Source organism: Streptomyces sp. NPDC086766, from assembly GCF_044746005.1.
Classification (GTDB): domain Bacteria; phylum Actinomycetota; class Actinomycetes; order Streptomycetales; family Streptomycetaceae; genus Streptomyces.
Genome location: NZ_JBIVBI010000012.1, coordinates 49,599 through 62,478, shown reverse-complemented (window position 1 = coordinate 62,478; position 12,880 = coordinate 49,599). Strand labels below are relative to the sequence as shown.

Below are 12,880 nucleotides of genomic sequence, written 5' to 3'. Positions count from 1 at the left end.
GTACATCCGGCACCTGCCGATTTAGTGGAAGGACCGCCATCATGGCGAAGCTCACCCAGGACGAGCTGCTTGCCCAGTTCGAGGAGATGACCCTCATCGAGCTCTCCGAGTTCGTGAAGGCCTTCGAGGAGAAGTTCGACGTCACCGCCGCCGCGGCCGCCCCGGTCATGATGGCCGGCGGTGCCGCCGGTGGCGCTGCCGCCGAGGCCGAGGAGGAGAAGGACGAGTTCGACGTCATCCTCACCGGCGCCGGCGACAAGAAGATCCAGGTCATCAAGGTCGTGCGCGAGCTGACCTCCCTGGGTCTGAAGGAGGCCAAGGACCTCGTGGACGGCGCCCCGAAGCCCGTCCTCGAGAAGGTCGCCAAGGACGCCGCCGAGAAGGCCGCCGAGTCCCTCAAGGGCGCCGGCGCCTCCGTCGAGGTCAAGTAAGACCTCTCGGGTCCGCCGAGGACTCACGCGCGCTGAACGCGGCCCCCTGGGGCTGTAACGCGAACGCACCGAAGGGCGATCATCCATCCGGGTGGTCGCTCTTCGGCGTTTCCGAGGGTCGGCGGCGGCTGCCTTGCACGCGCCACCGTGACGGGTATGGTGATCATCGTTGTGCCTCAGCGCCCCTGGTGACAGGCTGCGAGTGACGAGGGCGGCACCCGGTTCGGGCAAGGGGGGCCTTGACGAACCGCACGCAGCGCGCAATTCTCAGGACGCGTCGTCACAAGGATCCAATCCGAGGCATGGATCGACGGCGAAGAGGGCAGTATCAACGTGCGTTGAGAGCAAGCATGCCGCAGGCGGTGACGAAAACGAGGGTCTCGCAAAACCCGCACTGGACATCAGTGTGCCAACTGGCTACACTGACCCTTTGCGCTGCCTGTTAGCTGTCCCCTGCCCGTCACCAGGGGCATGCCCTCGCCTGAGCATCGTCGATCGGATGAGCCCTGACCTGGCCTTTTAGCCAGATCTGGCCCAGCCTGCCGTCGGTCGTCGGCGGGGGACCGGCACGCGCGTAGTGAGTCCGAGCCCTCGGAAGGACCCCCTCTTGGCCGCCTCGCGCAACGCCTCGACCGCGAATACGAACAACGGCGCCAGCACCGCCCCGCTGCGCATCTCCTTTGCAAAGATCAAGGAGCCCCTCGAGGTTCCGAACCTTCTCGCGCTGCAAACCGAGAGCTTCGACTGGCTGCTCGGCAACGACGCGTGGAAGGCTCGCGTCGAGGCGGCTCTGGAGTCCGGTCAGGACGTCCCCACCAAGTCCGGCCTCGAGGAGATCTTCGAGGAGATCTCCCCGATCGAGGACTTCTCCGGGTCGATGTCGCTGACGTTCCGCGACCACCGCTTCGAACCGCCGAAGAACTCGATCGACGAGTGCAAGGAGCGCGACTTCACGTACGCCGCCCCGCTCTTCGTCACGGCGGAGTTCACCAACAACGAGACCGGCGAGATCAAGTCCCAGACCGTCTTCATGGGCGACTTCCCGCTCATGACGAACAAGGGCACCTTCGTCATCAACGGCACCGAGCGTGTCGTGGTGTCGCAGCTGGTCCGTTCTCCCGGTGTCTACTTCGACTCCAGCATCGACAAGACGTCCGACAAGGACATCTTCTCGGCCAAGATCATCCCGTCCCGGGGTGCCTGGCTGGAGATGGAGATCGACAAGCGCGACATGGTCGGTGTCCGCATCGACCGCAAGCGCAAGCAGTCCGTCACCGTCCTCCTGAAGGCGCTCGGCTGGACCAACGAGCAGATCCTCGAGGAGTTCGGCGAGTACGAGTCGATGCGCGCCACCCTGGAGAAGGACCACACCCAGGGCCAGGACGACGCGCTGCTCGACATCTACCGCAAGCTGCGTCCGGGCGAGCCCCCCACGCGTGAGGCCGCGCAGACGCTCCTGGAGAACCTCTACTTCAACCCCAAGCGCTACGACCTCGCCAAGGTCGGCCGCTACAAGGTCAACAAGAAGCTGGGTGCGGACGCTCCGCTCGACGCGGGCATCCTGACCGTCGAGGACGTCATCTCGACGATCAAGTACCTGGTGAAGCTGCACGCCGGCGAGGCCGAGACGACGGGCGACAGCGGCGAGACGATCGTCGTCGAGACCGACGACATCGACCACTTCGGCAACCGTCGTCTGCGCAGCGTCGGCGAGCTCATCCAGAACCAGGTCCGTACGGGTCTGGCGCGTATGGAGCGCGTGGTCCGCGAGCGCATGACGACTCAGGACGTCGAGGCGATCACGCCGCAGACCCTGATCAACATCCGGCCGGTCGTCGCCTCCATCAAGGAGTTCTTCGGCACCAGCCAGCTGTCCCAGTTCATGGACCAGAACAACCCGCTCTCCGGGCTGACGCACAAGCGTCGTCTGTCCGCGCTGGGCCCGGGTGGTCTCTCCCGTGAGCGGGCCGGCTTCGAGGTCCGTGACGTGCACCCCTCGCACTACGGCCGCATGTGCCCGATCGAGACGCCGGAAGGCCCGAACATCGGTCTGATCGGCTCGCTCGCCTCGTACGGCCGGGTCAACGCGTTCGGTTTCGTCGAGACCCCGTACCGCAAGGTCGTCAACGGCCAGGTCACCGACGAGGTGGACTACCTGACCGCCGACGAGGAGGACCGCTTCGTCATCGCGCAGGCCAACGCCACCCTGACGGACGACCTGCGCTTCGCCGAGAACCGCGTCCTCGTCCGCCGCCGCGGCGGCGAGGTCGACTACGTCGCCGGTGACGACGTGGACTACATGGACGTCTCGCCGCGCCAGATGGTGTCGGTCGCGACCGCCATGATCCCGTTCCTCGAGCACGACGACGCCAACCGTGCCCTCATGGGCGCGAACATGATGCGTCAGGCCGTGCCCCTGATCAAGTCCGAGGCGCCGCTCGTCGGCACCGGCATGGAGTACCGCTCCGCGGTCGACGCCGGCGACGTGGTCAAGGCCGAGAAGGACGGTGTGGTCCAGGAGGTCTCCGCGGACTACATCACCACCGCCAACGACGACGGCACGTACATCACGTACCGCCTGGCCAAGTTCTCCCGGTCCAACCAGGGCACCTCGGTCAACCAGAAGGTCATCGTCAACGAGGGCGACCGGATCATCGTGGGCCAGGTGCTCGCCGACGGTCCCGCCACCCAGAACGGCGAGATGGCGCTGGGCAAGAACCTGCTCGTGGCGTTCATGCCGTGGGAGGGTCACAACTACGAGGACGCGATCATCCTGTCGCAGCGCCTCGTGCAGGACGACGTCCTCTCCTCGATCCACATCGAGGAGCACGAGGTCGACGCCCGTGACACCAAGCTCGGCCCCGAGGAGATCACCCGGGACATCCCGAACGTCTCCGAGGAGGTCCTCGCCGACCTCGACGAGCGCGGCATCATCCGCATCGGCGCCGAGGTCATCGCCGGCGACATCCTCGTCGGCAAGGTGACCCCGAAGGGCGAGACCGAGCTGACCCCCGAGGAGCGCCTGCTGCGCGCGATCTTCGGTGAGAAGGCCCGTGAGGTCCGTGACACCTCGCTGAAGGTGCCGCACGGCGAGACCGGCAAGGTCATCGGCGTCCGCGTCTTCGACCGCGAGGAGGGCGACGAGCTTCCCCCCGGTGTGAACCAGCTGGTGCGCGTCTACGTCGCGCAGAAGCGCAAGATCACCGACGGTGACAAGCTCGCCGGCCGCCACGGCAACAAGGGTGTCATCTCCAAGATCCTGCCGATCGAGGACATGCCGTTCCTGGAGGACGGCACCCCGGTCGACATCATCCTGAACCCGCTGGGTGTGCCGTCCCGAATGAACCCGGGACAGGTCCTGGAGATCCACCTCGGCTGGCTCGCCAGCCGCGGCTGGGACGTCTCCGGCCTCGCGGACGAGTGGGCGCAGCGCCTCCAGGCGATCGGCGCCGACCAGGTCGACCCGGGCACCAACGTCGCGACCCCCGTCTTCGACGGTGCGCGCGAGGACGAGCTCGCGGGTCTGCTGCAGCACACCATCCCGAACCGCGACGGCGAGCGCATGGTGCTCCCGTCCGGCAAGGCGCGGCTGTTCGACGGCCGTAGCGGTGAGCCGTTCCCGGACCCGATCTCGGTCGGCTACATGTACATCCTGAAGCTGCACCACCTGGTCGACGACAAGCTGCACGCCCGCTCGACCGGTCCGTACTCGATGATCACCCAGCAGCCGCTGGGCGGTAAGGCGCAGTTCGGCGGCCAGCGCTTCGGCGAGATGGAGGTGTGGGCCCTCGAGGCCTACGGCGCCGCCTACGCCCTCCAGGAGCTGCTGACCATCAAGTCCGACGACGTCACCGGCCGCGTGAAGGTCTACGAGGCCATCGTCAAGGGCGAGAACATCCCGGAGCCCGGCATCCCCGAGTCCTTCAAGGTGCTCATCAAGGAGATGCAGTCGCTCTGCCTGAACGTGGAGGTGCTGTCCAGCGACGGTATGTCCATCGAGATGCGTGACACCGACGAGGATGTCTTCCGCGCTGCGGAGGAGCTCGGCATCGACCTGTCCCGGCGCGAGCCGAGCAGCGTCGAAGAGGTCTGACGGGAGTCCGGCGGGCCCTGTACCCACCAGGGCCCGCCGACCCCCAGGCCCCCGTTTCAGACCACAGACTTACAACCCTGAGAGGGATTGACGCATAGTGCTCGACGTCAACTTCTTCGACGAGCTCCGGATCGGCCTGGCCACCGCTGACGACATCCGTCAGTGGAGCCACGGCGAGGTCAAGAAGCCCGAGACCATCAACTACCGCACCCTCAAGCCGGAAAAGGACGGGCTCTTCTGCGAGAAGATCTTCGGCCCCACCCGGGACTGGGAGTGCTACTGCGGCAAGTACAAGCGCGTCCGCTTCAAGGGCATCATCTGCGAGCGCTGTGGCGTAGAGGTCACGCGCGCCAAGGTGCGCCGTGAGCGGATGGGCCACATCGAGCTGGCCGCCCCCGTCACCCACATCTGGTACTTCAAGGGCGTCCCGTCGCGTCTGGGCTACCTGCTCGACCTCGCCCCGAAGGACCTGGAGAAGGTCATCTACTTCGCGGCGTACATGATCACGTACGTCGACGAGGAGCGCCGTACGCGCGACCTGCCCTCGCTGGAGGCCCACGTCTCCGTCGAGCGCCAGCAGATCGAGCAGCGCCGTGACGCCGACCTGGAGGCCCGGGCCAAGAAGCTCGAGACCGACCTGGCCGAGCTGGAGGCCGAGGGCGCCAAGGCCGACGTGCGCCGCAAGGTGCGCGAGGGCGCCGAGCGTGAGATGAAGCAGCTGCGCGACCGCGCGCAGCGCGAGATCGACCGTCTCGACGAGGTGTGGACCCGGTTCAAGAACCTCAAGGTCCAGGACCTCGAGGGCGACGAGCTGCTCTACCGCGAGCTGCGCGACCGCTTCGGCACGTACTTCGACGGCTCGATGGGTGCCGCGGCGCTGCAGAAGCGCCTGGAGTCCTTCGACCTCGACGAGGAGGCCGAGCGCCTCCGCGAGATCATCCGCACCGGCAAGGGCCAGAAGAAGACCCGTGCGCTCAAGCGCCTGAAGGTCGTCTCCGCGTTCCTGCAGACGTCCAACAGCCCCAAGGGCATGGTGCTCGACTGCGTGCCGGTCATCCCGCCGGACCTGCGTCCGATGGTGCAGCTGGACGGTGGCCGCTTCGCGACCTCCGACCTGAACGACCTGTACCGCCGTGTGATCAACCGCAACAACCGTCTGAAGCGGCTCCTGGACCTCGGTGCCCCGGAGATCATCGTCAACAACGAGAAGCGCATGCTTCAGGAGGCTGTTGACGCCCTCTTCGACAACGGTCGTCGCGGCCGCCCGGTGACGGGTCCCGGCAACCGCCCGCTGAAGTCCCTCAGCGACATGCTGAAGGGCAAGCAGGGCCGCTTCCGTCAGAACCTGCTCGGTAAGCGTGTGGACTACTCCGCGCGTTCCGTGATCGTCGTCGGCCCGCAGCTGAAGCTGCACCAGTGCGGTCTGCCGAAGGCGATGGCGCTGGAGCTCTTCAAGCCGTTCGTGATGAAGCGCCTGGTCGACCTGAACCACGCGCAGAACATCAAGTCGGCCAAGCGCATGGTCGAGCGCGGTCGCACCGTGGTGTACGACGTCCTCGAAGAGGTCATCGCCGAGCACCCGGTGCTGCTGAACCGTGCGCCCACCCTGCACCGCCTCGGCATCCAGGCCTTCGAGCCGCAGCTGGTCGAGGGCAAGGCCATCCAGATCCACCCGCTCGTCTGCACCGCGTTCAACGCGGACTTCGACGGTGACCAGATGGCCGTGCACCTGCCGCTGTCCGCGGAGGCGCAGGCCGAGGCCCGCATCCTGATGCTGTCCTCGAACAACATCCTCAAGCCCGCCGACGGCCGTCCGGTGACGATGCCGACCCAGGACATGGTCCTCGGTCTGTTCTTCCTCACCACCGACGGCGAGCTGCGTGACACCAAGGGCGAGGGCCGTTCCTTCGGCTCCACGGCCGAGGCGATCATGGCGTTCGACGCCGGCGAGCTGGCGCTGCAGTCGGCCGTGGACATCCGCTTCCCGGTGGGCACCATCCCGCCGCGCGGCTGGACCCCGCCGGCGCAGGAGGAGGGCGAGCCGGAGTGGCAGCAGGGTGACTCGTTCCGTCTGCGGACGACCCTGGGCCGCGCGCTCTTCAACGAGCTGCTGCCCGAGGACTACCCGTTCGTCGACTACTCGGTGGGCAAGAAGCAGCTCTCCGAGATCGTCAACGACCTCGCCGAGCGCTACCCCAAGGTCATCGTGGCGGCGACGCTCGACAACCTGAAGGCGGCCGGCTTCTACTGGGCGACCCGTTCCGGTGTCACCGTCGCCATCTCCGACGTCGTCGTTCCCGAGGCGAAGAAGGAGATCGTCCGCGGCTACGAGGCGCAGGACGAGAAGGTCCAGAAGCAGTACGAGCGCGGTCTGATCACCAAGGAAGAGCGCACTCAGGAGCTCATCGCGATCTGGACCAAGGCGACCAACGAGGTCGCCGAGGCGATGAACGAGAACTTCCCCAAGACGAACCCCATCTTCATGATGGTTGACTCGGGTGCCCGAGGAAACATGATGCAGATGCGGCAGATCGCCGGTATGCGCGGTCTGGTGTCGAACGCGAAGAACGAGACCATCCCGCGTCCGATCAAGGCGTCCTTCCGTGAGGGCCTCTCCGTGCTGGAGTACTTCATCTCCACGCACGGTGCCCGTAAGGGTCTGGCGGACACCGCCCTGCGTACCGCCGACTCGGGTTACCTCACCCGTCGTCTGGTGGACGTCTCGCAGGACGTCATCATCCGCGAGGAGGACTGCGGCACCGAGCGCGGTCTGAAGCTGCGGATCGCCTCGCGCGACGCCGACGGCGTGCTGCGCAAGGCCGACGACGTCGAGACCAGCGTCTACGCCCGTATGCTCGCCGAGGACGTCGTCATCGACGGCAAGGTGATCGCGCCGGCCAACGTGGACCTGGGCGACGTGCTGATCGACCAGCTCGTGCACCACGGTGTCGAGGAGGTCAAGACCCGCTCGATCCTGACCTGCGAGTCCCACGTCGGCACCTGCGCCATGTGCTACGGCCGCTCGCTGGCCACCGGCAAGCTGGTCGACATCGGTGAGGCGGTCGGCATCATCGCCGCCCAGTCCATCGGTGAGCCCGGTACCCAGCTGACGATGCGTACCTTCCACACCGGTGGTGTGGCCGGTGACGACATCACCCAGGGTCTGCCGCGTGTCGTCGAGCTCTTCGAGGCCCGTACCCCGAAGGGTGTCGCCCCGATCTCCGAGGCCTCCGGCCGCGTGCGGATCGAGGAGACCGAGAAGACCAAGAAGCTCGTCGTCACCCCGGACGACGGCAGCGACGAGACGGCGTACCCGATCTCGAAGCGTGCCCGGCTCCTGGTCAGCGAGGGCGAGCACGTCGAGGTGGGCCAGAAGCTCACCGTGGGTGCCACCAACCCGCACGACGTGCTGCGCATCCTGGGTCAGCGTGCCGTCCAGGTCCACCTGGTCGGCGAGGTCCAGAAGGTCTACAACTCGCAGGGTGTGTCGATCCACGACAAGCACATCGAGATCATCATCCGGCAGATGCTCCGCCGCGTGACGATCATCGAGTCCGGCGACGCCGAGCTGCTGCCCGGCGAGCTGGTCGAGCGCTCGAAGTTCGAGACCGAGAACCGTCGTGTGGTCCAGGAGGGCGGTCACCCGGCCTCCGGCCGTCCGCAGCTCATGGGTATCACCAAGGCCTCGCTGGCGACGGAGTCCTGGCTGTCGGCCGCCTCCTTCCAGGAGACGACCCGAGTCCTGACGGACGCGGCGATCAACGCCAAGTCCGACTCGCTCATCGGCCTCAAGGAGAACGTCATCATCGGTAAGCTCATCCCGGCCGGTACGGGTCTGTCCCGCTACCGCAACATCCGGGTGGAGCCGACCGAGGAGGCCAAGGCCGCCATGTACTCGGCCGTCGGCTACGACGACATCGACTACTCGCCGTTCGGCACCGGCTCCGGCCAGGCCGTTCCGCTGGAGGACTACGACTACGGTCCGTACAACCAGTAAGCGAGCAGCATGACCGAAGGGCGGTCACCCCGCGAGGGGTGGCCGCCCTTCGGCGTGCGTACCGGACGGCTGGGGCGGGGCAGCCGGCCGCGCGCGGAGCGGTCTCACCAGGAGCCGCCGCCACCGCCCCCCGCGCCTCCGCCGACCCCGTCGGAGGTGGAGCCGCCTCCGCCGGAGCCGGAGCCGGAGCCGGAGCCGGAGCCGCCGGAGGACGGAGCCGTCGTGGACCGCTTGGCGGCCGAGACCAGGGCCAGGGCGACCAGGGGACCGTAGAGCGGAGCCCGGGTCCGGGACCGGCCGGCGCCGCGGGGAGGGGGCGCCGTAGCCGTCGTGTCGACGACCCGGGACCAGTGGTCCAGCTCCCCGAGGGCGACCGCCCACGCGGTGTACCGCTCCAGCTGCCGATGGTCGGCCGTCCCGGCGGGACCATCCGCACCCGGAGCGGCGAGGAAGCGCCGGAACGACTCCACCCGCATCCACAGGGCGGTGCCGCGGGCGGTGCGGATCCGCAGTTCCCAGCCGCGGACCACCATGGCCAGACCACAGCCCGCGACCACGGCGCCGGCGGTCAGTGTGTACCGCCATGCCGCACCGCCGTCGTCGCTCAGCACACCGCCGGTGACGGCCAGGGCCAGTCCCAGCAGCGCCACGACGGCTCCGGCCCGCCGTGCCACGTGGCAGCGGCGGTCGGCGGACGCGTCCCACAGGCCGCTGTCCTCCCGCCAGGCCAGCAGCCGTTCGTCCAGCCGCTGCCAGGCCCGCGCGAAGTGGGAGTTGTAGCCGCCCAGGGTGACCGGCCCGCCGCCGAACATCTGGTTCAGCACCCGCTTGTCGTCCTGGTCGAGCCGGGCGTCCGCGCTCCTGCGGCGGACCAGGAGCGGACGGCTCCCGCCGCCGATGGAGAGGTGACCGCCGGCGGCGAGGTCCATCAGCCACGCCACCTTGTGCTCGTTCCTGACCTGTTCGGTGAGCAGGATGCCGCCCTGCGCCGGGGTCAGGTCCTCCGGAGGGCTGGACGCCGGCGTCAGCGAGGACGCGAGCCTGCCGCTGTCGACGCGCCGTTCACCGCGGGCCTTGCCGTCTCCCTTGCCGCCGTCGGCCGGGGTGTCCGTCGCGAGCCGCTCGCGGCCCGCGAAGCGCAGCAGCAGCGCGGCGGCCGCCGCGGCGAGCGAGGTGATGGCCGCGGCCAGCAGGCCGGGCAGCCCGGGACCGGCGTCCTCGACGGCGGTCGCCGCGCCGGAGGGCGGTGCCGGGGCCGGCGCCTCGGCGGCGAGCGCCTTGCCGCTGCGGGACGCGTACAGCGTGGCGCCCCGGCCCGGTCCCAGGGTGTCGAGCCCGGCGACGAGGTGACCGGGCTCCGGTCGGCCGACCGCGCAGCTCTCCCGCGAACCCGCCGCGCCGCGCACGCAGCGCGTGCCGCCGAGGTCGTACGGGGCGACCACGTGGATCTCCACGTGGTGCAACTCCACCTTCCAGCCGGTGCCGACCGCGTTCCAGGCGAGCTTTCCGTGCCGGACCACCCGCGGCAGCGTGTACTGGATGCGGTACCGGTGCACGCCGGTGACCGTCCGGTGCGGGTCGCCGATCCGGATGCGGTGGGTGTCGTCGGCCCAGTCGTCGGTGATGGTCAGCTGGTTGGCCACCGGGGCCGAGTCCATGGTGGTGCGGACCCGCGCCTCCGACCGCAGGATCGACAGGCCCGGCACGTCCCGGTAGATGCCGTGCCGGGAGTCCATGCCGGTCCCGAAGTCGTAGTCGATCACTTCGGTGATCCGGGCGCTGCCGTCCTCGGCGATCTCGGCGCGGACCCACATCCGTGTGACCCGCTCGGTGTTCCCGCCGAGCGCGCCGAGACTGGTGGCACCGCCCACCAGCAGCGCGGCGAAGGCCAGCCACACCATCCCGACGAGTCTGCGCCGCCTGACCGAGAACCGGCCCCTTCTCCGCACGATGCCCCCCTGTGGCCGATGAAGATCGGCCAAGTATTGAGGCGCTCGCGCGGCCCGCACAAGCCGTCCGCCTCCGGTCAGCGGTGCAGACGCAGATACGGCTCCAGGGCGGTGAGGCGGGTCTCGTGGTCGGGGTGGCTGGACAGCAGGCGGGACAGGGTGCCGGGGTCCTGGAGTTTCTGCCCCTGGGCCTCGGCGGCCGCCTTCGCCGCTGCCTCCTCCGTCTGGAAGTGGTGCAGCACTTCGGCCAGGTGGCGGGCGAAGCCGAGTTCGGCGGCCTGCTGGTCGGCGCGGAGTTCGCCGCGGCGGCCCATGTGGGCGAGGAGGTAGGGGGCGGCGACCAGGGGGACGGTGACGTACCACATGGTGAGGAAGCCGGCGACGACCGTGATGCCGAGGAACAGGTAGAGGAAGCCGGTCGCGGCGAGGGAGAAGACGCGGGAGACGGCGAGCGCGATCCGGGCCATGCCCCGCATGAACGCCCAGGCGACGCGTCCGGGCAGCGAGTACCAGTGGCCGAGGAGGCCCGCCCAGGCGTGGCCGCCGGTGTGGTGGCCGAGTTCGTGGGCGAGTACGGCGGCGAGTTTGCTGCTGGGGATGCGGTTCAGGGAGTAGGTGGTGACGCCGACGACGTGTCCGGCGGCGGCCACGGCGTTCAGCTCGTCGCTGTTCTCCACCATGAGTTCGTAGGTGTGCGCCTCGACGCCGGCACGGGCGGTCACCTCGCGCCACACCGGTTCCAGGCGGGCGCGCTCGTCCGGGGTGGGCGGTCGGAGCTTGAGGACGTGCCGGGCGAAGGCGAGTTCGGTCGGGCGGTGGAAGACGAGGGCGCCGCTGGCGAGCCAGGCCAGCAGGACGACCGTCCCGGCGATGTCGCCGAACACCCCGAGCGCGATCGAACTGACCACGGCCAGGCTGACCAGGAACCCCGGCACCTGCACGGCCAGCCGCCCGATCGCGGTCGCGTCGGCGCCGCGCTGGTGCTCGGCGACGAGGACGCGTGAGCCGCGGTGCCGGTAGTCGAGATCGTCGGGTGCGACGGAGGGCTCCGGCACGGGCGGCGCCGCGGGGGCGGCCGTCGCGGCGTTCGTGGCGCCGAACGGTGCCTGGGACGGCATGCCCGGCGGCGGGGGAGTGGCGGCCTGGGGGTGAGCGGGGGCGGTTGTCGGGTACGCGGGGCCGCCTGCGGGACGTCCGGGTCCGGGTCCGGCACCGGGGTACGGCTGGGCGCCGCCCGGGTACGGCGGCGTGCCGCCAACGTGAGTGGGCGCGGTGCCGGGGTAAGTGGGCGGGCCGGCGGGGGCGTTGGGGTACGGCGGGGCTGTGGTGGCGGAAGCCTCGGGATACGGCGGCGGGGCCGTCGCGACCGAGGTCCCGGGGTACGGCGGGGCGGCGGAGGAGGCCGCCTGGTGGGCGGGGCCCGTGGAAGCGTCGGGGTACGGGGGTGCGCCTGCGGGGGCGCCGGGGTGCGGGGGCGCGCCCACGGAGTTGCCCGGGTAGGCGGGTGCGCCCGCGGACGGGGCGGAACCCGGGTACGGGGGTGCGCCTGCGGGGGCGCCGGGGTACGTGGGCGCCTCCAAGGAGTCGCCCGGGTACGCGGGTGCGCCCGTGGCGGCGCTGGGGTATGCGGGTCCGCCCATGGCGGCGTCCGGGTACGGCGGGGCCGTTGTGGCGGAGGTGTCCGGGTGGGGCGCGGCCCAGGTGAGGGCGTCGGGGTACGCGGGCGCCGTCGGGGGCGCGGCCGGGTAGGGGGGCTCCGGGACGGGTGCGGCCGGGTACTGGGGCGGGACGGTGCCCGGGTACGGGAGGACCGGGCCGGTGGTGTCGTACCGGGGTGGTTCGGCGACGGGGTGGGAGGGGCCGGGCGGCGGCACGGCCGGGTCCGGGGACTGGGACATGGAACGGGGCTCCTTCGGAGTGCGGTGGCGTCAGCCGATGAGTGGGGCGGCGGGCAGCAGGAGGGCGCCCGCGCAGAAGGCGAGCAGTCCGGTGCGGATCCACCGGTGCTTGCACGCGGCGATGCGGCTGGTCTCGGTGAGTGCCGCCAGCAGCCCGGCGGCGGGGTCGCGGTCGGTGTCGGCGAGCGCCTCGGCCAAGCGGCCCTGGCGGGCCGCCTGCTGGATGTCGCCGAAGTAGCAGAGCGGCCGGCCCGCCGCCCAGGTGCCCTGGTAGCGGGGGAGGACGGCGAGCAGCAGCGCGCCCAGGGACAACGCCAGCGAGCCGGTTCCGGCCCACCACACGGCGGCTCCGGGGGCGGACAGCTCACCCGGCGACCAGTTGTGCCCGGACAGCAGCCCGGTGAACACCCCGGCCGTCAGCCCCAGCGCCGCCACCAGTACGGAGGCCTTGGAGTCGGCCCGCGCGATCTCCCCGCGCAACTCGCCCAGCAACCGTTCGGCCGTACGCATCC

General features: G+C 69.8%; 6 protein-coding genes. 3 read left to right on the top strand and 3 right to left on the bottom strand.

Annotation, left to right across the window (positions count from 1 at the left end; genetic code table 11):
- The first annotated feature begins 41 nt into the window (after window positions 1–41).
- From rplL to ACIPM1_RS22140, 3 genes are all read left to right on the top strand, one after another.
- Window positions 42–431, top strand: a complete 390-nt coding sequence (rplL, locus tag ACIPM1_RS22150; RefSeq protein ID WP_402437208.1) for a 50S ribosomal protein L7/L12 — start codon at window positions 42–44, stop codon at window positions 429–431.
- 607 nt (window positions 432–1,038) lie between these two features.
- Window positions 1,039–4,524, top strand: coding sequence for a DNA-directed RNA polymerase subunit beta (rpoB, locus tag ACIPM1_RS22145; protein ID WP_402437206.1), 3,486 nt, complete (start codon window positions 1,039–1,041; stop codon window positions 4,522–4,524).
- 97 nt (window positions 4,525–4,621) lie between these two features.
- Window positions 4,622–8,521: a DNA-directed RNA polymerase subunit beta' gene (locus ACIPM1_RS22140; RefSeq protein WP_402437204.1), complete on the top strand. Its 3,900-nt coding sequence runs from the start codon at window positions 4,622–4,624 to the stop codon at window positions 8,519–8,521.
- A 104-nt stretch (window positions 8,522–8,625) separates the two neighbouring features.
- Here ACIPM1_RS22140 and ACIPM1_RS22135 read toward each other — a convergent pair whose 3' ends face one another.
- From ACIPM1_RS22135 to ACIPM1_RS22125, 3 genes are all read right to left on the bottom strand, one after another.
- Window positions 8,626–10,422: a DUF2207 domain-containing protein gene (locus ACIPM1_RS22135; protein WP_402437202.1), complete on the bottom strand. Its 1,797-nt coding sequence runs from the start codon at window positions 10,420–10,422 to the stop codon at window positions 8,626–8,628.
- Window positions 10,423–10,547: 125 nt separating this feature from the next.
- Window positions 10,548–12,368 carry a M48 family metalloprotease gene (locus ACIPM1_RS22130; RefSeq protein WP_402437200.1) on the bottom strand — a complete coding sequence of 607 codons (1,821 nt, stop codon included), beginning with the start codon at window positions 12,366–12,368 and terminating at the stop codon, window positions 10,548–10,550.
- Window positions 12,369–12,398: 30 nt separating this feature from the next.
- The gene (locus ACIPM1_RS22125) at window positions 12,399–12,878 is read right to left on the bottom strand and encodes a Pycsar system effector family protein (RefSeq protein WP_356189338.1); all 480 of its coding nucleotides are present in this window, start codon (window positions 12,876–12,878) and stop codon (window positions 12,399–12,401) included.
- Between the last annotated feature and the right edge of the window lie 2 nt (window positions 12,879–12,880).